This is a genomic window from Bradyrhizobium sp. RT6a (genome assembly GCF_040547675.1).
Classification (GTDB): Bacteria; Pseudomonadota; Alphaproteobacteria; order Rhizobiales; family Xanthobacteraceae; genus Bradyrhizobium.
Map to the genome: position 1 here is coordinate 274,637 of NZ_JBEPQC010000001.1, position 20,804 is coordinate 295,440.

29 protein-coding genes are annotated in these 20,804 nt (G+C 64.4%); 10 read left to right on the forward strand and 19 right to left on the reverse strand.

Translation table 11 applies throughout. The features are described 5' to 3' along the window. Positions 1-76 precede the first annotated feature (76 nt). The gene (locus ABIC03_RS01390; protein ID WP_354054899.1) at positions 77-1,084 is read right to left on the reverse strand and encodes an acyl-CoA desaturase; all 1,008 of its coding nucleotides are present in this window, start codon (positions 1,082-1,084) and stop codon (positions 77-79) included. Positions 1,085-1,288: 204 nt separating this feature from the next. Between ABIC03_RS01390 and ABIC03_RS01395 the strand changes: the two genes are divergently transcribed. Further along, positions 1,289-2,083: a lytic transglycosylase domain-containing protein gene (locus tag ABIC03_RS01395; protein ID WP_354054901.1), complete on the forward strand. Its 795-nt coding sequence runs from the start codon at positions 1,289-1,291 to the stop codon at positions 2,081-2,083. A gap of 113 nt (positions 2,084-2,196) precedes the next feature. Here the strand turns inward: ABIC03_RS01395 and ABIC03_RS01400 are convergent, their stop codons facing one another. The 4 genes from ABIC03_RS01400 to ABIC03_RS01415 form a co-directional block, all read right to left on the reverse strand. After that, a complete protein-coding gene (locus ABIC03_RS01400) occupies positions 2,197-2,472 on the reverse strand; it encodes a hypothetical protein (protein WP_354054903.1) in 276 nt (91 codons plus the stop codon). Positions 2,473-2,562: 90 nt separating this feature from the next. Beyond that, positions 2,563-2,856 (reverse strand): hypothetical protein, encoded by a 294-nt coding sequence (locus ABIC03_RS01405; protein WP_354054905.1) that lies wholly within the window; start codon positions 2,854-2,856, stop codon positions 2,563-2,565. Positions 2,857-2,977: 121 nt separating this feature from the next. After that, positions 2,978-3,631 (reverse strand): cell envelope biogenesis protein TolA, encoded by a 654-nt coding sequence (locus tag ABIC03_RS01410; protein ID WP_354054907.1) that lies wholly within the window; start codon positions 3,629-3,631, stop codon positions 2,978-2,980. Positions 3,632-3,935: 304 nt separating this feature from the next. Beyond that, entirely contained in the window at positions 3,936-4,472 is a 537-nt protein-coding gene (locus ABIC03_RS01415) for a helix-turn-helix domain-containing protein (RefSeq protein ID WP_354054909.1), read from the reverse strand. A gap of 199 nt (positions 4,473-4,671) precedes the next feature. On the opposite strand from ABIC03_RS01415, the gene ABIC03_RS01420 reads away from it, so the two are divergent. Together ABIC03_RS01420 and ABIC03_RS01425 are read left to right on the forward strand one after the other, a co-directional pair. Continuing rightward, positions 4,672-5,022, forward strand: coding sequence for a zinc ribbon domain-containing protein YjdM (locus ABIC03_RS01420; RefSeq protein WP_354054911.1), 351 nt, complete (start codon positions 4,672-4,674; stop codon positions 5,020-5,022). 143 nt (positions 5,023-5,165) lie between these two features. Further along, positions 5,166-5,351: a hypothetical protein gene (locus tag ABIC03_RS01425; protein WP_275171869.1), complete on the forward strand. Its 186-nt coding sequence runs from the start codon at positions 5,166-5,168 to the stop codon at positions 5,349-5,351. 21 nt (positions 5,352-5,372) lie between these two features. On the opposite strand, the gene ABIC03_RS01430 is transcribed toward ABIC03_RS01425, so the two are convergent. The 5 genes from ABIC03_RS01430 to ABIC03_RS01450 all read right to left on the reverse strand — a co-directional run bounded on the left by ABIC03_RS01430 (position 5,373) and on the right by ABIC03_RS01450 (position 7,607). Then, complete coding sequence (locus ABIC03_RS01430; protein WP_354054913.1) at positions 5,373-6,293, reverse strand: DMT family transporter; 921 nt, start codon at positions 6,291-6,293, stop codon at positions 5,373-5,375. Between the two features lie 56 nt (positions 6,294-6,349). Beyond that, a complete protein-coding gene (locus ABIC03_RS01435; RefSeq protein WP_167552239.1) occupies positions 6,350-6,496 on the reverse strand; it encodes a hypothetical protein in 147 nt (48 codons plus the stop codon). A 246-nt stretch (positions 6,497-6,742) separates the two neighbouring features. After that, positions 6,743-6,997 carry a hypothetical protein gene (locus ABIC03_RS01440; RefSeq protein ID WP_354054916.1) on the reverse strand — a complete coding sequence of 85 codons (255 nt, stop codon included), beginning with the start codon at positions 6,995-6,997 and terminating at the stop codon, positions 6,743-6,745. A 172-nt stretch (positions 6,998-7,169) separates the two neighbouring features. Beyond that, entirely contained in the window at positions 7,170-7,373 is a 204-nt protein-coding gene (locus tag ABIC03_RS01445) for a hypothetical protein (protein ID WP_247297420.1), read from the reverse strand. Between the two features lie 63 nt (positions 7,374-7,436). Beyond that, positions 7,437-7,607 carry a Flp family type IVb pilin gene (locus tag ABIC03_RS01450; protein ID WP_338306798.1) on the reverse strand — a complete coding sequence of 57 codons (171 nt, stop codon included), beginning with the start codon at positions 7,605-7,607 and terminating at the stop codon, positions 7,437-7,439. A 348-nt stretch (positions 7,608-7,955) separates the two neighbouring features. Between ABIC03_RS01450 and ABIC03_RS01455 the strand changes: the two genes are divergently transcribed. Further along, positions 7,956-9,260, forward strand: a complete 1,305-nt coding sequence (locus ABIC03_RS01455) for a M15 family metallopeptidase domain-containing protein (protein ID WP_354054918.1) — start codon at positions 7,956-7,958, stop codon at positions 9,258-9,260. Positions 9,261-9,270: 10 nt separating this feature from the next. On the opposite strand, the gene pdxY is transcribed toward ABIC03_RS01455, so the two are convergent. The 3 genes from pdxY to ABIC03_RS01470 form a co-directional block, all read right to left on the reverse strand. Beyond that, complete coding sequence (gene pdxY, locus ABIC03_RS01460; RefSeq protein ID WP_354054920.1) at positions 9,271-10,083, reverse strand: pyridoxal kinase; 813 nt, start codon at positions 10,081-10,083, stop codon at positions 9,271-9,273. A 46-nt stretch (positions 10,084-10,129) separates the two neighbouring features. After that, a complete protein-coding gene (locus ABIC03_RS01465) occupies positions 10,130-10,771 on the reverse strand; it encodes an FMN-binding negative transcriptional regulator (RefSeq protein WP_354054922.1) in 642 nt (213 codons plus the stop codon). 90 nt (positions 10,772-10,861) lie between these two features. Beyond that, a complete protein-coding gene (locus tag ABIC03_RS01470) occupies positions 10,862-11,506 on the reverse strand; it encodes a TetR/AcrR family transcriptional regulator (protein WP_354057466.1) in 645 nt (214 codons plus the stop codon). Between the two features lie 96 nt (positions 11,507-11,602). Here ABIC03_RS01470 and ABIC03_RS01475 point away from each other — a divergent pair, with 96 nt between their 5' ends. Next, the gene (locus tag ABIC03_RS01475; RefSeq protein ID WP_354054924.1) at positions 11,603-12,268 is read left to right on the forward strand and encodes an O-methyltransferase; all 666 of its coding nucleotides are present in this window, start codon (positions 11,603-11,605) and stop codon (positions 12,266-12,268) included. Between the two features lie 164 nt (positions 12,269-12,432). Continuing rightward, positions 12,433-12,777, forward strand: a complete 345-nt coding sequence (locus tag ABIC03_RS01480) for a DMT family transporter (RefSeq protein ID WP_275171860.1) — start codon at positions 12,433-12,435, stop codon at positions 12,775-12,777. A gap of 72 nt (positions 12,778-12,849) precedes the next feature. Here ABIC03_RS01480 and ABIC03_RS01485 read toward each other — a convergent pair whose 3' ends face one another. After that, the gene (locus ABIC03_RS01485; protein WP_354054927.1) at positions 12,850-13,158 is read right to left on the reverse strand and encodes a hypothetical protein; all 309 of its coding nucleotides are present in this window, start codon (positions 13,156-13,158) and stop codon (positions 12,850-12,852) included. A gap of 84 nt (positions 13,159-13,242) precedes the next feature. Beyond that, positions 13,243-13,449 carry a hypothetical protein gene (locus ABIC03_RS01490; RefSeq protein WP_342761057.1) on the reverse strand — a complete coding sequence of 69 codons (207 nt, stop codon included), beginning with the start codon at positions 13,447-13,449 and terminating at the stop codon, positions 13,243-13,245. 110 nt (positions 13,450-13,559) lie between these two features. Between ABIC03_RS01490 and ABIC03_RS01495 the strand changes: the two genes are divergently transcribed. Then, the gene (locus ABIC03_RS01495) at positions 13,560-13,838 is read left to right on the forward strand and encodes a DUF3551 domain-containing protein (protein WP_354054929.1); all 279 of its coding nucleotides are present in this window, start codon (positions 13,560-13,562) and stop codon (positions 13,836-13,838) included. 19 nt (positions 13,839-13,857) lie between these two features. Here the strand turns inward: ABIC03_RS01495 and ABIC03_RS01500 are convergent, their stop codons facing one another. The 3 genes from ABIC03_RS01500 to ABIC03_RS01510 all read right to left on the reverse strand — a co-directional run bounded on the left by ABIC03_RS01500 (position 13,858) and on the right by ABIC03_RS01510 (position 17,372). Next, complete coding sequence (locus ABIC03_RS01500) at positions 13,858-14,136, reverse strand: hypothetical protein (protein WP_275171857.1); 279 nt, start codon at positions 14,134-14,136, stop codon at positions 13,858-13,860. A gap of 174 nt (positions 14,137-14,310) precedes the next feature. Next, entirely contained in the window at positions 14,311-15,294 is a 984-nt protein-coding gene (locus ABIC03_RS01505) for an SH3 domain-containing protein (protein ID WP_354054932.1), read from the reverse strand. Between the two features lie 155 nt (positions 15,295-15,449). After that, positions 15,450-17,372: an FAD-binding monooxygenase gene (locus ABIC03_RS01510; RefSeq protein WP_354054934.1), complete on the reverse strand. Its 1,923-nt coding sequence runs from the start codon at positions 17,370-17,372 to the stop codon at positions 15,450-15,452. Positions 17,373-17,475: 103 nt separating this feature from the next. On the opposite strand from ABIC03_RS01510, the gene ABIC03_RS01515 reads away from it, so the two are divergent. Both ABIC03_RS01515 and ABIC03_RS01520 read left to right on the forward strand, forming a co-directional pair. Further along, positions 17,476-17,940 (forward strand): MarR family winged helix-turn-helix transcriptional regulator, encoded by a 465-nt coding sequence (locus tag ABIC03_RS01515; protein ID WP_354054936.1) that lies wholly within the window; start codon positions 17,476-17,478, stop codon positions 17,938-17,940. A gap of 179 nt (positions 17,941-18,119) precedes the next feature. Further along, a complete protein-coding gene (locus ABIC03_RS01520) occupies positions 18,120-18,548 on the forward strand; it encodes a COG4315 family predicted lipoprotein (RefSeq protein ID WP_354054938.1) in 429 nt (142 codons plus the stop codon). A 7-nt stretch (positions 18,549-18,555) separates the two neighbouring features. Here ABIC03_RS01520 and ABIC03_RS01525 read toward each other — a convergent pair whose 3' ends face one another. Next, a complete protein-coding gene (locus ABIC03_RS01525) occupies positions 18,556-19,173 on the reverse strand; it encodes a L,D-transpeptidase (RefSeq protein ID WP_354054940.1) in 618 nt (205 codons plus the stop codon). A 356-nt stretch (positions 19,174-19,529) separates the two neighbouring features. Between ABIC03_RS01525 and ABIC03_RS01530 the strand changes: the two genes are divergently transcribed. Further along, the gene (locus ABIC03_RS01530; protein ID WP_354057468.1) at positions 19,530-20,549 is read left to right on the forward strand and encodes a hypothetical protein; all 1,020 of its coding nucleotides are present in this window, start codon (positions 19,530-19,532) and stop codon (positions 20,547-20,549) included. Positions 20,550-20,804: the final 255 nt, after the last annotated feature.

Here is a 20,804-nt window from a genome sequence, read left to right on the forward strand (position 1 = left end):
CAGCGAAATCCGGGATCTCGCGCCAAGCTGGTCTGGTCCCGGATTGCGCTGCGCTCCATCCGGGCTACAGCGCCCTTCAGACAATTGCTTCGGTATCTGCCACTGGACGTTTTCCGCCGTCCGGATCTCCGGAGCGAACAGCCCTGCTCCCCGCCGCGAAAATATCGTGCACCAGCCCGAGCTTGCCCAGCCCCAGAATGATCAGGCCGTTGATGTCGATCTCGTACCAGGCGTGCGAAATGTAGGCGTCGCGCGGAAACCGGTGATGGTTGTTGTGCAGGCCTTCACCGAAGGTGAGGATCGTGGTCACGAACTCGTTGGTGGTGCCGTCATCAAGGTCGAAGCGGCGGTAGCCGTAGCGGCCGTCGCTGTGGCAGACCGAGTTGACCAGCGATGTCGCCATGGTCATGAGATAGCTGCGGAACAGGCCTGAGAACAGGATGCAGCCGGTCATGGTGTGCACGCCGCCGAAGGCGTAGCCGATCGCACCCGGAATGATCACCGCCGAGAGCGCGTACCAGTACCAGCGCGTCCTGGTGAAGAACATGGCGATCGGGTCGGCCAGGATATCCTTGGCGTAGTATCCGGCATCGGTGGTGGCCTGGTCCCACACCCAGCCGCCTTGCGCATGCATCATCCCCTTGGCGAAGGTGACATAGGGGTTGCCGTCGCCGTCATAATAAGGGCTGTGGACGTCGCCGGGCTTGTCGGAGTGAAGATGATGCCGGCGATGATTGCTCACCCATTTCAGGATCGAGCCCTGCACTGCCATGGTGGCGATGGCCGCGAACAACGTCCGCATCACCGGGCCGCAGCGAAAGCTGCGGTGGACGAAGTAGCGATGCATGAAGCCGATGCCGACCGTGGACAGCGCGAATGTGCCGGCGAAGACCGAAACCTCCACCCAGCCGATGCCTTGCCAGAAGGCCCAGACCAACGCCGCGATCGAACCGCCGATCATGATGACGAAGGAGATGTAGGAATCGCGAAACTTGGCCTCGACCACCGGCCCTTCGACCAGCACGCCCGGCGGCATTTTCCGCTCCGCAGCTTCCGCCGACACCACGCTTTCGATTACGGTCATTCCAGCCGATCCATTCACACAAAATTAACCCTGTTGCGGCGCACAGTACAACCTCGGGTTATTTCCATCAAGGATCCGAGCTGCCGTGGGAGTACGGAGCGGCAACTTCAAAAGACGTGACAGAGGGAAAAGAAGCGGGATTTCAAGGCCTGGTGACCGCGTTAACCAGGTGCAAAGCCTCCCCGATGCACGTCCACGAGACCGATGCCAGCAAGAAGCAAGCGCCCCCTCCCTCGCCTTCGCAGCATCCTGCGCCGCGCGCGTTGGGTGCGAAAGACTTTCGCGCGCGCACCGCGAATAGTTCGCATCGCGAGCGGCGCGGCGATGCTGCTTGCGGTCGTCGTGCTCGTGAACCTCGCCTATCAAACGATGCGCAAGCCGACCGAGCTGTTCGTCCTTGTCGGCCACGCGCTCGACAAGGAGCCATCAGAGACCTGGCGGCAATACGGGCCGCTGTTCCGCAAGCATTCCACCGCGACGATCACGCCCGAATTGCTGGCCGCGCTGGCGCAGGTCGAGACATCGGGCAATCCGCTCGCGCGCACCTACTGGCGCTGGCGATGGAGTTTTAATCCCCTCGCGATCTACCGGCCCGCCTCCAGCGCTGTCGGCCTCTTCCAGATGCTGGACGCAGCCTATGCCGACGCCGCGCGGTTCTGTATTCGCAGCAACGCGGTCACGGAAGCCGGCTGCGGCTCTCCCTTCCTCTATGTCCGCGCGATCCCGAGCCACGCCATCGAGCTGGCATCGGTGTATCTCGACCGCAATGTCGCTGATGTCTTAACCCGCGCGGGCGATGTGAAGGCGAGTGCGCGCGAGCGGCAGGATCTCGCCGCCTTCATCCATCTCTGCGGCGCCGGCCCCGCCACCGCCTACGCGCGCCGCAAGTTCGCGATGATCGCCGACGAGCGCTGCGGCGATCACCTCGTCGCGAGCTATGTCGCCAGGGTCAACGCGATGAAGCGGCAGTTTGTGCGGCTTGCAGCGGATGACGATTAGGTCCGTAGCCCGGATGGAGCGGAGCGAAATCCGGGATTCGTGCCATGCGGGCGATCATGCGATGTGGACGGTCCGGCCCCGGATTACGCTTGCGCTCCATCCGGGCTACGGGATCACCACCAGTACGGCCAGCGCCAGCCTTCATAGCGCACCCACGACGACACCAGCGGTGGACCGTAGGGATCGACCCGGTCGTCTTCCGGGCGATAGCGATAGCGCGGAACGATATTGTAATCCCATGGCGTCGGCCTGAGCACGGGGACATCCACCCTCAGCCGTTGTTCATCCACCACGCGCGCCTTCCGCGTCCGGGCTTCGGCATCCGAAATCCCGAGATTGCACAGGACCAGGGCGGTTCCGAGCGCACACGCGACAGTCATGATCTTCATGCGTTGGTCTCCTTCCCGCCAGAGTGCAAAAGGACGCCAAGCAAGGCAAGCGAATTTGTCCCGAGTCTTCCGCTCAACGCAGACCGGTCGTCACGCGCCGGGCTCGCCATCCAACAACGCGAGCGCCCGCGGCACCTGATCGCGGTCCGCAACCAGCACATACTCCTGCCGCGCCAGGCTGGCGCCGCTCGCGATCACGATCGATTGTTTCGGGCAAAGGCCGAAGCATCCGGTCACGATCAGCTTGGCCGGCTTGGTGCCGTCGCGCTTGTTCGCCTTCAGTTCGGATTTCAGCGCACGCCTGACGTCGCGGCCCTCGTCGCTGCGCTTGAGGCATTTGCGGCACACCAAGACCGGCGCCGCGCGGCGCGGGCGCACGATCATCGGGCTTTTGGAATTCGAGGGATTTTCAGGCATTCAGACCTATATGGGACTTCAGTCCATATAGGGATGGAACCGCGATCTCGCCGCTGAGGACGACGACCTGCCACGCATGGCCGGCCATTTACTCCCGCGCGCGACGCACGGCCTCAGATAGCTTCATCCTCTGCTTGTCCCACCGGCTCTGCTCCGCCTCGGCGCGCTCATCCAGCGCGGCGCGCTCCGCTTCGATCGCCTCCGCGCGGGCGTCGTGCTCCTGCCTCGCCTCGTCCAGCGCCGCCTGCGCGCTCGCGACCGCCTTGTCGCGGCGCGCGCGCTCCTTGGCGCGAGCGGCCTCTTCCTTGCGGCGCTCGGCTTCCCGCCGCTTTTCTTCCTTCTCGAACGCCGCGGCGGCCTTGCGCGCCTGTTGATCGTCGACCTTGCGTGATGGTTGCTTTGCCGCCTTTGAAGGACCCTTTTTCGGTTTGGACTTCGCTTTGGACTTGGCCTTGCGCTTTGGCTTGGCCTCGTCGTCAGCGAGATCGGTCGGCAACTCGGAATGCTCGGTGAACGCGCCGTCCGAGCCGACCGGACGCCGGAGCACCACGCCCGGCCTCTCCATCGTCGCCGCGACGATGTCGGGGTCCTCCGTCTCTTTCGCAGCGCCTTGGTGAAACAGATTGGACCTGGCGCCCCAGGCGTCCAGCGCCGCCTTCATCGAGGGCGCGGCGATCGCCTGGTCGTAGAAGCCGAGCGAGGTCTGGTAGGTCTTGAGTTTTCTTTTTGGTGTCTTCGGCATGTGGTCCCGCGGCCCGGCGAGGCACCATCACGCGAACCTTCGCCACGATGACATCATGCCCCTGTTTTGCCCGACGAGTCAAATTCGATTCGGTATCGCCGAAGTCGATGCGGGGCCCGTAGCTCGGATGGAGCGAAAGCGTAATCCGGGACGGTGCCCCGCCGCAGGACTCCCGGATTGCGCTTCGCTCCATCCGGGCTACGGTCAACACCAACGCTTTTTCGGATTTACAACACTCTGAAATCCCTCGGGATTTCTACTGTGCATGGGGTTGTTTTCGACTTTTTTGTTTTGACGGGCGCCCCTACGCCGCGTCGACGTCCTCGGACGCCGGCCCGGCGACGAGCCCGTCGAGGCCGACCATCAGCAGATCGGCGATGTGCATCAGCTGATACTGCGGAATGTCCGCCTCGCCCTGCTCGGCCAGCGCCACGAAGGCCGACGTGGCGCCGATGAGCTCGGCGAGCTGGCCTTGCGTGTAGCCGCGCTTTTCGCGCGCAGCCTTGAGGCGCGCACCGATCCCGAGCCGGTGCCGGGACTGCTCGTCCGCGGTCATCATCACGGCCTGCTCGTCCGCGCTCGCATAACCGTCCACGAACGCGCTGCCGATCAGCCTGCCCTTGCGCCAGGCGACGCGGCAGTCCTTGCGCAGTCCGCTGCTGAAGACCAGGGTGAATTGGTCGGCGACCCAGAGCGAGGCGTTGAGGCCGAGGCGCGCGCCGGTGCCGGAGACATCGCGAATCGTGCAGGGCGCGCTGATGATCTTGCCGGTGCCGTTGTCGAATTCGACGATGCCGGTGCGCAACGTGTGATGTCTGACTGCGGCGCGATGCTCGCTCATGACCAGAACGCTCCCTTCCGCGGCAACGTCGAACGAACGCCGCGTAAACCCGGACCTCGATACCGCAAACTTTTTCCTGAACTCCTAAATTTCCAAGGGTTCCACCAGGACTGAAAGCCATGGTAAAGGATTTGCTCCCAATCCATCTTTTTCCGGCGGAAAGCGTGCGGCGCGCCCGTGACGGGCGACGAGGCAAACGATGACCGACGCGATGAAATGTCCGACCTGCAACTCCGAGCACGCCTATCAGGATCGCGGCCTCTGGGTCTGCCCGGAATGCGGCCATGAATGGAGCGGCACGGCGGAGGCCGCCGCGGACGCCGCGCAGGAGGCCGGCGTGCGCGATGCCAACGGCAATGCGCTCGTCGATGGCGACAGCGTCATCGTGATGAAGGATCTCAAGGTCAAGGGCTCCTCCTCCGTCGTCAAGGGCGGCACCAAGGTCCGCAACATCCGCCTGCAGGACGCGACCGACGGCCACAACATCGCCTGCAAGATCGACGGCATCGGCGCGATGAACCTGAAATCGGAGTTCGTGAGGAAGGCGTAAGCCGAGGCCCAGTGTTCAAAAGTGGACATACGCTGCTGCGCCGGACCGGTACCCATCGCTCAACATCCGCACGACAATTTTGGGAGGCCGCTCTGCGAGGACCGCCAACAAGCGACGCGACCCGGCCAAACCCGACCGATGACATGTTCGACAATCTGAGCGACCAGGCCGTTTTGCGATTGTACGAAAACATCCGGCATCAGGTTGCCGCCGACAAGGCGCTCGGAGGCAGGTATCGGCTGCTCGGCAAATCCGCCAGCGAGCGCGCCGAGCGGCTCGGGCGGGAGCTGACCGGCCGCGGCGTCAAGTTTACCGCCATCGAATGGTAAGCGCCGTTTAGGGTCCGCGATCTATCGCTGCCGCTGCGCCAGATAGAATCCGCACAGCACCGTCACCAATCCCGCCGTCTGCAATAGTGTCGGCGGCTCGCCCAGCAGGAGCCAGCCGGTGAGCACCGTCAGCGCCGGCACGCAGGCGGGGACAACGGCGGCGCGGGCGACGCCGAGGCGTTGGACCGAGACGGCGAACAGATAAAGCGCAGCCGGGCCTGCAAGCACGCCCTGCGCCAGCGCCTGGATGGCGTTCTCACCGATACCGATCGCCGCGATCCGCGCCAGCCCGCCGGTCATGAGGTAGATCGGCAGCAGCAGCAGCGACAGCACGTTGATGACGAGCGCGGCCGACACGGCGGAGACACGCCAGTGGCGCAGCAGCGCGCCGAAACCTGCGAACATCAATCCGGTCAGCACGAAGGTGAGATCGCCGAGCACGCCGTCGACGCCGATATGGCCGATCGATTCCGCGCCGATCACTCCGAGCCCGCCGACGATGACAACGGCGCCGGCGATGCGCGACGCGGAGACATGTTCTTTCAGGAACAGGGCCGCGAGCAGCAGGCCGCCGAGCGTCGCGCAGGAAGGCTGAATCACGCTGCCATGGCCGAGCGGCACGAACAGAAAACCAGTGTAGGAGATCAGCGACATCACGGGACCGCCGAGCACCATCAGCGCAAGGCCCCTGCCCCAGCCGATGCCGCAGAGATCGGAGATCCCGCCGCGTATCACCAGCGGCAGGAACGCGATGCCGGACCAGACATAGCGATGCACCAGCAGATCGACCGGCGTGAAGCCGACCTTGAGCCCGTGCCGCGTGCTGGCAAAGCCGAGCGCCCAGAACACCGCCGCGGCGAGGCCGCAAAGCACGCCGACAAGCGCCGGCGCCGCATCGCTTTTCCGAGTGAGAGCGTCGGCGCCGCTCGTCCGCTGATCCATAAGCAAGCCTTATGTCAGCGCGCGACGAGGCTCAACCCACGCGGTTGCAGATCTGGCTAGAAAAATCCGGGGCTGAGATCGAGCCCATAGGTCAGGCTCAGAACAAACACGAACAGCGCGGCGGCTGCGAACAAGGCGAGATGCCTGAGAATGAACGCGCGCGGCGAGACGCTTGCAACAACGGCTTTCTGTGCAACGGGCATGACTACTCCATTATGAAAATGATTCTTGGCTGCTCAATAAGCGGCGCCCGCATCAAGCGCGCCGATCTGCAACGCAACTATTAAAGAGATCACACTCGCTTTGAACGGCCGTACACAAGTGGCAAGTGACTACGACTCGCTGCGAAAAAAAAGACCGCGCTCCCGAAGGGGAACGCGGTCGTGGCAGGCTCGGAGAAAACGAGCCTGCATCACGTTAGCTTGATGTTGGCTTGTGGCGACCCCAGATCAGCGGGCGCTGCCGGTCGTGACATCAGCCGTCTTCACCTTGCGCGACGAGAGAACGCGGGCCTGGTGGATCGAAGCAACGTTGGTGGGTGCCGAGGCCTGCTGCTCGACATGCGCGGCACCGAGCACGCGCACCTGCATCGGGGACACAGGAAAACCGTTGGCCTCATAAGTCGGCAGCTCGGCGGCAAAAGCCGCGGTGCTGCCCGCGATCGTCAGGATGGCGGCGGCGATCGACAGAGTCTTCTTGTTCATGGGTGATGCTCCTTCAGTGGAAGATTCGGAGCACATTTAAGCGCGTTTTGCTGCATTGCGACATGCGTTGTTGCAACGCAACAACGCGCCGGGTGCATGGCAATATGTTTAATGCGCGCAACGCTTTGGCAAAATCGCCGCCCGGCGCGACATGACGCTTTTATGGGCGGCGTCAGCCGCCGAGCACGTGGCCCCAGCCGTCGAAAACGTAGGCCTTCCAGATCACGGTTCCGTCCTGGCCCGGCCGGCTGGCACGCCTGAAATCGTCGGCCTGCTCAGCGGTCCAGGTGATGATCGTATCGGAGAGCTGGTCGTGCAGGATGGCGGGCTCGGTGGGGTCGAAGGCGTCCATGGGACGAAGCGAGGAATGCGTCATGGGCGCCTAACGCGCTAGCCGCAGCAAAGTTGCCGCAAGGCGTCGGGCGCCGCTCCACACAGCTCATTTCAACGCCGTCGCCAGCGATTGCAGTTTTGCGACGAGGTTGGTGCCGAGGGCGTAGATGATCTCGATGATCGCGAGTGCGATGCCGGCTGCGATCAGGCCGTATTCGATCGCGGTGGCGCCGGATTCATCGGCGACGAATTCGGCCCATTTGCATTTCAGTTTCATGCGCGTGTCCTTCCCAACTCTGCCGGAAATCGCCGGCACGGGAGACTTGCATGACCACAATCCAAGATTGAGTAAATTCAACCGCCTCAAGTTGACGACAATGAATACTGCATTTGCAGGCCCTTTCGGCTGCGGCACCCCCTGGAACGCAATGGAACCCGCGTTGCCCGCGCGCAACACCCGCTCGAAAAGCCCGCTTTCGCCGAATTGCGCCATTGCGCCGCCACACCGTCCTCCGAACAATCGACGCGCGGCGTGCCTTTTCGTGCAAGACTGTTTGCCGAGACTGTTTGGTCAAGACTGTTCGGAGAAGACGAGGTTCGACAGAACCGTTTGGAGGCAGGGATCATGAATGATCGGCGGTCTCTTCTGGTGGCGGTCTCCTGCCCCTCGGCGGTTCTCGCCGGCTGGCTGGCGCTCTCTTTGTCCGCCTATGCCCCTGCCCTCATCGAGAACAGCGGCGCCAATGCTTCTGCCGTCTCGCGCGCCAAGGATCTCAGCCGGCTTGACCTCGCCGACATCCCGCACGCTGCGGCCATCGAGGACGGCGTCGCCCTGACCGCCGATATCGCGGCCGCTGTCGCTGCGACACCAGGCACGGTCACCGGTGAAGCGGCAGCGCCCGAGGCGCCAGCTCCGGCCATCAAGCTCGCCTCGGCCGACCCAGTGCTGATCTTGCCGACCGAAGCGCCGCTCGCGCCGCAGATTTCGCCTGACCCGACACCAGTTGCCAGCGAGATTGCTCCGGCTCCGGCGCCGGAGCCCGTGATAAGGCTCGCATCCGCCGATCCCACCGAGATCGTGACGACGGACGCGCTGTCGCCCGCGACGATCGCGACCGGCCCTGCGCCTGCCGCGAGCAAGGCCTCGCCGTCCGCGGACACGACCGCAGTACTCGACGAATGCTACGTCATGGAAGCCTGTATCGACCGGTATCTCTGGGCGCTCTACCAGCGCACGGCCAAGGAAGACTCGATCAAGGTCACAGATCGCCGCGCCGTCACCGTCAAGCGCAAGGGCAAGATGGTGACCGTGATGCGCAGCTTCACGAAACTGGTCGACGAGGACTTTGGCTGGAAGGATCCGAAGGCGGCCGACCGCGCCGGCATGTCGATGATGGACTACGTCATCGGCGGCATGGACAAGAGTTTCAAGAAAAAGCTGTTTCGTACGTTGCTCGCGGCTGAGGCTGCCGGGCTTTCGCCGGGCATCACCAGCGCGTTCCGCGACGACTATCGCCAGTCGATCGCGAGCGGCCTGAAGGCCGCCTCCGACCGCTCCTATCACGGCGGCAGCACGCGCGGCGGCTACGGCCACGGCATGGCGGCCGACATCGTCAGCACCAAGGGCGACAACCGCGCGCAACGCTGGGTCTCGACCGAGGTGCTGTGGAAGTGGGTCGATGCCAATGGCAAGGCGCTCGGCATCGGCCGCCCCTATCTTGGCCGCGATCCCCCGCATGTCGGCCCGGTCGACGGGACGGAATACGTCTCGCGCCGAGGCACGTCGGACCGTAAGGAAGCCAACGTCAAGCCCAGGAAGGCGCGGGCCGTGGCAAGCGCAAAGCCGCCAAAGGCGCAGGCGACGCGCGAGCAGAAGGTCCCGGCAAAGCCGCAGAAATCAGCGCAATCGGCCGCGAAGCGCGCGACCTGAGTATGGCGGTCTACCGTCCGGGCGTCGGCAGCGGCACGAGCCGCATCTCGGCGGTGCCGGCCTCCTGCGTGCGCACCAGCACTGCGAAGATGGTTTCGACTGCGAGCCGCACCGCCGCCTCGGTCGCTGTGCCCCTAGCCAGATGTGCCGCGATCAGGCCGGTGAGGAGATCACCGGTGCCTGAGGGGCGGATCGGCAGGCGCGGCGTCGCAAAGCGCGACAACTGACCGTCGGCGCACAGAATCGTTTCCACCTGCCCTTCCGCCGTATCAGTGAGCGTGCAACCGGTGGCGACCACGTCGATGCGACCGGTTCCGGCCAGCGCCGCGCACGCCGCGCGCAGACCCTGCGCATCCAATATGTCGAGGCCTGTGAGCAGCCCGAGTTCGAACTGGTTCGGCGTGGTCAGATTGGCAGCCGGCAGCAGCCGGTGCCGGACCACGTCCAGGATGCCGTCCGCGACATAGACCCGGCCGTCATCGCCGATCACGGGATCGCAGAGATAGACCAGCTTTGAATTGCGGGTCAGCGCCCGCTCGACGAAATCGGCAATGACAGCGGCATTGCCGGGCGAACCGAGATAGCCGGTGACGATTACCGCGGCCTCGTCGACGAGATCGCGCTCCTCGACGCCTCTCAGCAGATCTGCAACGAGCTCGGTCTCCAGCACCCGCCCGCGCACGGTCGGATAGCGCGGATGGTTCGACAGCAGCGTTGTCGGCACCGCCGCGACATTCACCCCTTCCGCCTGCATGGCATAGGCAGCGGCGCTGTTGCCGACATGGCCGTGGACCACCTGGCTTTGAATGGAGATGACAAGCATGAAAGTCCGTAGGTTCAAATGCCGCGCGAGACAAGGGTCGCCCGGATCACGAAAGACCATACCCAAGCCCGGGCCGCAGCGCCTGCATCTTCCGCGCCAGCCGCCGATGCCCGGTCTCCTCCGACCGCGCCAGCCGGTCCACGACCGCGACGTGATCCGCATCGCTCTTGTGCTGGTTGAGCTTGGCCTGCCCCTCGACGGTATCGACCACGAGATCGATGACGCGAATGGCGGCCAACATGGTCTCGCGCTTGTCCGGCTCCATCTGCGCGAGGTCCCAAGGTGCTTTCGGCAACCGCGCTTCCGACACGGCGAGCAGCGCATCGCCATGGCCGCGGTTCTCGTCAAGCCCGCGCGGATAAGCCACGCCCGATAGATGGACCGCCTCGTAGAGCCAGGTCGAGACGTTGTCCGGCGAAGAATACCAGTCGTTGGAGATATAAGCATCGTCGCCGGCAACGATCAGCAGAAAGCGCCGTGCGCCATCCGCGAGCGGGACAAGCGGATTCCTGGCGGTGAGATGGATCTGGACGATCGCGCGCCCCTCGCGTTGCTCCAGCACGAACGGCACATGCGAGGCGCGCGGACCGCGCTCATCCGCCGCCACGATCATTCCGAAGCCGCGCTGGGTTGCGAATTCCAGCGCTTGCTGCTCCTCGATGCGGAATTGGGGGCGGAGGACATGCATGGCGGCGCTCGTTGACTGGCTGGAGGACAAACCGAGGCTAACTCATGATCCAGTCAAGTCGGAAACGATATTGGCCCGCGAACGCGGATGTCAGGAATGACTTCGTCGCCGCGCAAGCTCATCGATATAGGCGCAGAACATGTCGGCCATTGCGTCGGCATGACGCGCGATCTCCGCCTCGTTGCGCGGTGTCTCCGAGAACCGCTTGCCAACCTCGCTCAGCGTCGTCTTGATCAGCTCGCCGGCAAGCTCCCGCGTCGCATCCGGCGCCTCGGGCAGGGCCTCCCGCATGAAGGCCGCGACGATGCCCTTACCGGCGGCCCGCGCGTCGTGTGCTTCGGGCGCGTCGCGATAAAGTGGTGCGGCGTCATCGAGCGCCCCACGGATCGCAGCCTCCTCGCACTCGGAACGAATGAAGGCGTGGACCAGCGCGCGCAGCCGCACCAGTGGCGGTTCCGCCCGGTGCGCCAGGATGCCGCGCAGGAGCTCGCTCGTGCGCCGCCACTCGTCGCTCTGGAGGCGGAACAGGATCGCCGCCTTGTTCGGAAAATATTGATAGAGCGACCCGACGCTCACCCCGGCCCGCTCGGCCACCCGCGCCGTCGTGAAGCGCTGCGCCCCCTCCTTGGCCAGGACCTGAACAGCCGCGTCCAGAATGGCCGCCACCAGCTCGTTCGAGCGGGCCTGCTGCGGCTGTTTTCGTGAGGAAACTGAACGGCTTCGACGATCGGCCATGGCGCCCTCGGGCAATGCGAATAGCGAATGCGACGAATTAGTCGTATTTCAATTCTCACGCAAGCACTGCCTCGCGGCGACATCTGGAGACTACACATGACCACCCCGACCATCATATCACTTGCGCCACTGCTCGATCGTCTGTTCGACCAGGACGAAGCGGCGCGCGGCGCGATGCGAGCCGCCTTCGCCGATGTGACCGACGCCGACCGCACACGGATGATGCGGAGCAAGACCGCTTACCGCGACCTCTACGGGCGGCTGAAGGACGCACCGCTCGCAGTCTCCCGCGAGACCGGTCACCTGCTTTACATGCTCGCACGCAGCTCCCGCGCCAAAGCGATCGTCGAGTTCGGCACCTCGTTCGGCATCTCGACCCTGCACCTTGCCGCGGGCTTGCGCGACAATGGCGGCGGTCGCCTCATCACCACCGAATTCGAACCGTCCAAGGCGGCCCGGGCGCGCGAGAACCTCGCGGCCGGCGGGCTGCTGGACCTCGTCGAAATCCGCGAAGGCGACGCGCTGAAGATGCTTCAAGTCGACCTGCCCGACACGATCGATCTCGTGCTGCTCGACGGCGCCAAGGCGCTCTACGCCGATATCCTGGATCTGGTCGAAGGCCGTCTCCGGCCGGGCGCGATCATCGTCGCCGACAACGCCGACGACAGCCCCGACTATCTGGCGCGCATGCGCAGGCCCGGAAGCGGCTACATGTCCACGGCCTTTGCCGAGGACGTCGAACTCTCCGTGCGGATCAACTAACGCCACCACCAATGAGCCGCCGCGCGAACCATCGCGCGGCGGTTTCGTGCTGCGCTCCGCCGTGTCGCAGGCTCGTCACTGACACGTGATAGCTGGACACGGGCAAACGTCACATTCCCCGTACCGCGCGGTATCTTTCTCTGCGCAACACGCCCGAGCCCGTGATGACTTCCGCCTTCAATGCCTACGCAGCGCTTGCCCTCGCTATCGTCCTCGAGGTCACGGCGTCCGCCTTCCTCCAGCAATCCGTGCAGTTCACCCGGCTGTGGCCGACACTGGCGATGGTGCTGTTCTACGTTGCCTCGTTCTACGCGCTGTCGGTCGCGATCCGGGTCATCCCCCTGAGCATCGCCTATGCGATTTGGGGCGGGGTCGGCATCATCCTGACGGCAACCGTCTCCTTCGTGCTGTTTCGCCAGATGCTCGACGCTGCGGCCTTCGTCGGTATCGCGCTGATCGTGTCCGGGGTCGTGGTCATCAACCTGTTCTCGGCGACCACAGTGCATTGATGCCGGCAAGCGAGGTATTCACCGGCAAGGGCTTCGGCTTCGCGACGCCCTGCCGGCAACAACCGCTCACGCCTACTGGCTTTGCGACGGCTTGGGAGCACGCGGCCCGGATCGCTTCGCGCCAGGTTTGGCCGCAGCCGGCGCCGCATCGACCGCTTCCAGATAGGAGGCAAGCGCCTTGGCTGTGTCCGAACTGGTTGCGTAATGGTCCTTCAGGAACCAGGACAGCGTCAGGTTGAAGCGTTCTTTGGCAAGGCCGCGCGGGCTGCGATGGCAGGTCGCGCACCCATCGGCGAAGAGCTTCTGCGGCGACTTGCCGGCATCGAGATTTTGTGCGGCGGCAATTGTCGCCGTCAGGACGGCGGCGGCTGCAAGTGTCATCGTTGGAAGAGTCATCAGGGGCGCGATCAGGTCGCGCCCCGGTCGAAATGGCGAAATCAATGTCGTCCCCTGCCCGTCTTGCGGTCAGGCCGCCAATAACTGATCGAATTCGGGCGGCGCATAGGCCTTGCCGTCCTGGTCGGTGATGACGACCTTCCACCCCTCGCTTGCCCAAACCTTTGCCTTCGCCACGATCAGCAAACGGCTCTCGCGGGCAAAACTGCACTTCTCATTGTCGCGTTCTGCGATCATCTTGTAGGCCAATGCGCATCCCCTTGCGTTGCCCTGCACCCGATCTCGTCGTGGCAGCGGGCTTTGGCGGCAATTCGCCGGGAGCGTGGCAATTTGATGCCATCCAAGGCAGCATTGTGCCTTGCTCGGCGGAACGACGGAGGTTGATCGTGCGTCGCATCATGAATGCGATCCTGCTTGTCGCGGGCCTGTTTGGTGCGGGCTTGCTCGGCGCGGTGCCCACAGCCGCGCAGACCTACGACCCGCGCCATCCCGTCTGCCTTGAGATCTACACGATCGACGGCCGCAGCATCGATTGCAGCTTTGCGACGATCGCGCAGTGCGCCGCGACCGCCTCCGGGCAATCCGCGCAGTGCTACGCCAATCCTTATGCCACGCAGAGCCGGCAGCTGAGCTTGGTTCCGTCGCCGCCGCGACGAAGCCGATAGCATCAGGTCTGCGCTCCGATCAGTGGACGCGAATGATGTGGGGGCGGCCAAGATCAATCAGCCCCTGCACCGCCGAGAGGCGGTCGTCGAGGGCTGCGATGGTCAGCAACAGATTGTTGCGGCGTTCGTCGAGAAGGCCCATCTCGGCGCCGGAGAGTTTGGTGCTCGATCGCTCCTTGTGAATCATCTCGAGAGATTGGCGCAATCCGGCAATCAGGCCGGACAGCTGCTTGGCCTCCTTGGTCATCGACCGCTTCGCGACATTGTGGCGGCGCGTCTCCGCCTGGTTCTGTCTCATCGTCGTCATCCTCCCGTGCCCCGCTGCCCCGAGTGGAATGCTTGCAGCTTTGAGTAGACATATTACGATCGATGAAATCTGCCCGCGAAGAACTTTCTTAAATTATACGCGCCGGGAACCTGGTCCGACCCAAGCAGAAAGCCCGGCGCGAGGGCCGGGCTTTCGTTGGCAAATTTAGTGCTTCTGGTGTCCGCCGCCGGGACCGCCGGCCGGCGCACCGCCGCCGCGCGGCGCGGCGTTGATGTGAGGAGCGCCGCCGCCGCCGTGCGGCATCGCGGGCGCAGCCGCGCGCGGCGCCGGCATCTGGGCATGAGCATTCATCGGCGAGCCGTGGCTCAAACTGGGCTGGGCCACATGCGGCATCGCGGGCCGGCTTGCGGGAGCGGCTGACACCCGCGGCGCCTCATGCGGCCGCGCCATCGGTTGCGCACGCACAGCCGCGCGGCTCGCGGCCTGCTCGTGCATGATGCGGGCTTGTGCATCGCGCGGATTGCGGCTCTGCAGATTGATACGCTCATGCGCGATGCGCTCGGTTCGTCCAGCACGGCTCCGGTCCGTCGTCACTGCAGTCTCGCGCTTGGCGATGGCGGCGTCGTGCCGTGAAGTTGCGGCATCATGGCCGGAGACCGCGGCCGCGCCCTTGACACTTTCCTTGGCATTCGCACCGTTGCGCCCGAGTGCGACCGCCGCATCGCGCGTTGCCGCGCGGCCGATGCGAGCCGCGCGCGGATCGATCGTCATCCGCGTCGCTTCGCGCTGATGCGAAGTCCAGTAGGTGTTCCAGTGGGCATGCCGCCGATACCATGGCCGCCCCTCATAATACCTCGACCAATACGAGGTCAGCACGAAGGGAACGATCGGCACGTCGATCTCATCGACATAGTCGGGGAGATAGACGTAGTGATTGCGGTAGAGATATTCGAGATATTGCGACGACACCCAGCCACGGTCATCCGAGAAGCTCACGTCGCACCAGGCCCTGCCGCGCAGGCAACCATGGATGTCGACGCGGGCGCCCTCGGGGATGCGATCGACCAGCGGAAAGCCCGAACCCGGCCCGGCGCGCAGGCCGGTCGAGACGGTGACCATGCCCGGTGCGGCCAGTGCGGCCGTCGGGGCGAGCAGCAATGCGGCTAATAACACGCTTCGGAATTTCATGGCGTAGTCCTCCTCTTTCGAGTCGGAACGCGCAAGCGGAACGGGCGTTCCGCGTACGAAGGTCTCATCCGCCAAAAGATCGAGACGGATGCCGCGCGCGGTTCAATATTCATTCGCCGTTCATCGACACAGCGCGCAAGAGCGCCGCCGGCCCGTCAGTTCGCTTGCAGCATGAAGCCGTCGAAGTACGCAGCAAGCGCAGCAAAATCATCCAGCGGCAGCACGGTCGCGACATACTGATCCGGCCGCACCACGACCGTGCAGCCGACCTTGCGATCGATGCCGCGCATGGTGAAGACGTCCTGACCATTCTTGAGGTCCGGACAGAACATCTTCTCGTAGTCGATCAGGCCGTACCGGCCCTTGCGCGGAAGCAGCAGCGCGGGCATCGCCTCGACGGCGAGCTCGCGATGATCTTGCTGGAAGACCGCCCGCAGGTCGATCACGCTGTCGATGTCGGCGGCCGCGGGCGTGTAACGCCGGACCGGCGACTCCCGCGCCTCGGAGAGAAAACTGCACAAGGCGCGAATGGCCGAGCCGGCTGCTGCGGGATTCTCAGCGCCAGAGAAAGCGTAGATGCGGAAGCGGCCATCCGCCGGCGCAGCGTGACCGAGATGCACGGGCTTCGCATCCGCAAGCCGGATCACCGGGGGGGAATGAAAGCGCGTGCCGATGACGAGGCCTTGCGCGAGATGCTGGTGCGACGTCGCTCCGGTCAGAACCGACGGACGGTAATGCGTCGCGGTGCCCGCGGTGTAGCGACCGTGCCTCACGAAATAGTCCTGCGTCCTGGCGGCATCGGCGCCGCCGGCCTTGGCGGCGGACGCAAGAATCCCCGCCCATTCGCGATCGAAATCGATCAGCTCTTTCGCGACCGCCTGGCGCTCGGCCGAATAGGAATGCAGCAGGCTCGGCGCAGACTGCTTCCGCAGAACGGCAGCGAGCTTCCAGCCGAGATTGAAGGCGTCCTGCATCGAGACGTTCATGCCCTGCCCCGCCTTCGGGCTGTGGGTGTGGCAGGCATCGCCGGCGATGAAGATCCGCGGCAGACGCGTAGCGATCTCGGTCTCCGGCACGTCGTCGAACTTGTCGGTCAGTCGCTGACCGATCTCGTACACCGACCACCACGCGATCTCCTTCACATCCAGCGTATGCGGCTTCAGGATCCGCTGCGCTTTCGCGATCACGTCATCGGCGGTGATGTTACGATTGGCGACGCGCTCGCCGATCTCGAGCTTGGCGAGCTCGACATAGAGGCGGACCATGTAGCCGCCCTCACGCGGGATGATCAGCAGGCTGCCGTCCTTGGCCGACTGGATCAGGGTCTTGAAGCGGATGTCCGGAAAATCGGTCACTGCCAGCACGTCCATCACGCCCCAGGCGTGATTGGCGGAATCGCCGAGCAACTCGCGGCCGATCGATTTGCGCACCATGCTGCGGGCGCCGTCGCAGCCGACGACATAGCGCGCCTTGATCGTCTCGACCTTGCCCTCGATCCTGGCATCGACCCGTTCGAGCCGCGCCGTCACGGCATGGTCGGCGGGACCCGCGGCCGGATCGACCTGAAGGTCGAGCAGGCGCCGGCTATAATGGGGCTCGAGCCTGGCCGGCGCTTTGTGCATAACGTCGAGAAAGCCATCATGGATGCGCGCCTGATTGAGGATGACGTGCGGGAATTCCGACAAACCGTCCTCGACGTCCTGCACCCGGCCGCTGCGGACGATATTTTCCGGCGCCCGCTCGTCCGGTTTCCAGAACGTCGTCTCGTTCACCCAACAAGCTTCCTTCAGGACGCGCTCGCTGAATCCGAAGGCGTGGAACATCTCCATGGTGCGGCATGCGATGCCGTCCGCCTGCCCGACCAGCAAGCGGTCCGGCTTCTGCTCGACGATGCAGGTCTTTATGTCGGCAAACTGCGCAAGCTGGGCAGCGAGCGTCAGGCCCGCAGGGCCACAGCCCACGATGAGGACATCCACTTCGTCAGGCACGGCCCCGGTGGCGCCGGAGGCCTGAATGCGCGCGGCGGGATCGGCGATTTCAGGATCGCCCGGCTGAAATCCATTGAGATGGAATTGCATGAGCACCTCTCCCCCCGATGTTTTGCTTGGATGTTGCTCAGTATGCTGACTATCAGTATACTTGTCAACGACACCGGCCGACCTGCCCCAATGGAGAAATTCGGTGAAAGACAACAACGACATGCCCGGACATCTGGCGCGCCGATTCCAGCAGATCGCAGTCGCGGTGTTTCTGGCCGAGGTTGGAGACGCCGGCTTCGACCTTACGCCGGTGCAATACGCCGCGCTCGCGACCATCAAGGCCAATCCGGGGCTCGACCAGGTGACGCTCGCAGGATTGATCGCCTACGACCGGACCACCATCACCGGCGTGATCGACCGCCTCGTGCAGAAGGGGCTCGCGGAGCGCCGCGCCTCGAGCCGCGACCGTCGTGCCCGCGAGCTCGACATCACCGACGAGGGCCGCCGCACGTTGCGCAAGATCACGCCGGCGGTCGAATCCGCGCAACGCATCATGCTGCGCGGCCTCAGCGCCAAGGAAGGTGAGGATTTGATGCGCCTCCTGCACAAGACCATCGCCGCCGGCAACGAGCTCAGCCGCGCCCCGCTGCGCGAAGCGCAGGCATAGAGCGTTTTCGAGCGACGTGGATGCCGGTTCGCGTCAAGAAAACGCGCCAGGACGATCAGCCCCGTAATTCTACCCGTCATTGTCGTAGATCCGCGAAACCAGGAACTAACCTTCGGCTGTTAGGGTCGGCCGCATTCGGCGTTTAACGCGCGATTAACTTTGCCGGTCTGGAGTTTCGGATGTTCAGGTTCCTCATTGCGGCGGCGGCCATCGCACTCTCGAGCGTTCCGGCGCTCGCGAATGGCCATGGTGGCGGCGATGCCCCTCCTCCGCCGAAGCCCGCGACCTCACCGGCGAAGGTGATCCTGACCAAGCAGGGTCCGACGCTCGTCGACCTCAACGGAATGACGCTCTACTATTACGAGCGCGATACCACCGGCAAGACGTCGAACTGCAACGGCAAATGCGTCGAGAGCTGGGTTCCGCTATCCGCAACGGCCGATGCCAAGGCGATCGGCGATTTCACCGTGATCAACCGCAACGACGGCAGCAAGATGTGGGCATATCGCTATCGTCCGCTCTACACCTCGCCGGCCGACAAGGCGCCGGGCGAGGCCAACGGCAATGCGACGACGTTGCAATGGCGCATTGCACGTCCCGAGAACTAGGGCGACCTCACCCGCGCCAGCTCGGCCGCGCTTCGACCTGCGCGTTCTGTCCGGGCGGCAGCACCACGACCATCGAATTGAGCTTCACCCGGTCATAGAGATCGATCACGTCCTCGTTGCGCATCCGGATGCATCCGGACGAGATCGCCTGCCCAATATATTCCGGCTGGTTGGTGCCGTGGATGCGGTAGAGCATGTCCTTATTGCCGGCATAGAGATAGATGCCCCGCGCACCCAGCGGATTGGCGGGACCGCCGGGCACGCGCGCCGGATAGGGTCCGAGCCGCGCCTGGATGTCCGCCGTCGGAACCCAGTCCGGCCATTCCGCAAGACGACCGACCCGCGCCACTCCGGAGAACGCCATGGCTTCCTCGCCGACCGCGACACCGTAGCGGATCGCCTTGCCGTCGGGCAGCACGAAATAGAGATAGCGCGCATCGGTATCGACCAGGATCGTGCCCGGCTGCTCCTTGCGCGGATAATCGACGATGTGACGCAGATATTGCTCGGGCACGCTCGCCTGCGCGTAAGGCGTATGCGCGAGCAGCTGCCGGTCGCGCGGCGTCATGCTCGCGTCCGTCGATGGCGAAAGCGTCGTCTGCATGCAGCCGCCCAGCGGAAGCATGGCAAGGACGAATAGAACGAATAAGGATCTTGGCACCGCCCGGCCCCGATAGCGATAGCAGCACCCCCAGCAACACCAGATGCTGCCAAAATCGTGCTGAAAACAAGGCATTGCGGAACACGTGCCTGTGTTTGATGAAGCGGGTTCCATCACCACAAACGGCGCAAGAGCGTCGCACAGTCTCCATCCCCTCGCCTTGCTTTGGTCAAACCCGGCTGGACTCGTGCGTCATGTGCTTGGGCCTCGGGGAATTGGATGGGCTCGCCTCACGGATCTGCTCGCGCGAATGCGGACGGCCAACACTTCAACTACTCAACACCTGGACTGCAAAAAACCCAGGCTTCAAAGGAGCTGCGATGCTCGCGACACTGAACTCTCGGCAAATCGTCGATGAGATCGTGAAGGACACGGTCACGAACAACGACCCGCACGACGCCGTGCAGATTTCGCCTGACATTGTGCTGGCCTCGCGCCCTCTCAGCGTCGCGCCCGCGCTCGCGCCTGAGATCACGACTCGTCCGGAAGTCAAAATAGATCCGGCGTTCACACTGAAGTCCAGAATGGATCCGGAGCCGAAGTTCAATCCCGTCCGCGAGCCGCAGGCGGCAGCGCCCTCGGTCGACACCGCCGTGCGCGTCGCACCCGGTGATGGTCTCAGCCGGCAGAAGCGCTCCTCCGCTGGTAAATGGCTGCGCGGTGCGTTCGTCACGATGCTGTTTGCGGGCGGAAGCGCGGCCGCCACTGTTGCCTGGGAGAAACATGGCGACACCGCAAAACAGATGCTCGCCGAATGGACACCGGCAGTGGCGTCGCTGCTGCCTTCGACGTCGCAGACGGCACCGGTCGCCGCCGCACAGGCCGCGCCGCCCGCGGACCAGGCCGCAACCGATCAAGCGGCAACGGATCAAGCGGCCGACCAATCTGCGGCTCCGCCTGCCACCCCGGTTGCAGCAGCGGTGCCCACGGCAACACAATCCGATCCTGTACAATCGGTGCAGTCGATGACGCGCGATCTCGCCGCGATGGCGCAACAGATCGAGCAGCTCAAGGCCAACATCGCCGAGTTGAAGGCCGGGCAGGAGCAGATGGCACGCGAGATGACGAAGCCGCCCGCGGCGAAGCCGGTGGCCGATGCGAAGCCGCGCATCGATCCGCGCGCGCAAATGTCCGCGCTGCCCCCGCGGCCCGCGGCGCCGCCGGTTCGCAAACCCAAGCCGGTCGTCTCGCACACCTACATGCCAGCTTATTCGCCGGCACCGCTCGCTCCGCCGCCGTCGCAGGCTGCCGCAGTGCCTCCGCCAGCTGCCATGACGACGACGCAAGCCGTTGCCGACGACGACGGACCTGTCGTGCGCCCGCCAATGCCGCTGCGCTGAACGATCGCACGCGAGGGCATGAAGCGTCGCGCCAGGGACGCTGTCCGAGTCGATGTGATGCGTTGAGTCCGGGTGACTACGGGAAGCAATGCTTCCATTGTTTTCCATCAAGAGAAAAGGCCGTCGGGATCTATGCCGGCGGCCTTCTCTTGCAGCTGCCGGTTCCCGGAGCCCGGTTCTGCTGCAATTCCATGGCTCATGATCACGCCGACATATTTAATAAAATCTTAACACGCTTGAATGTTGCACATCATT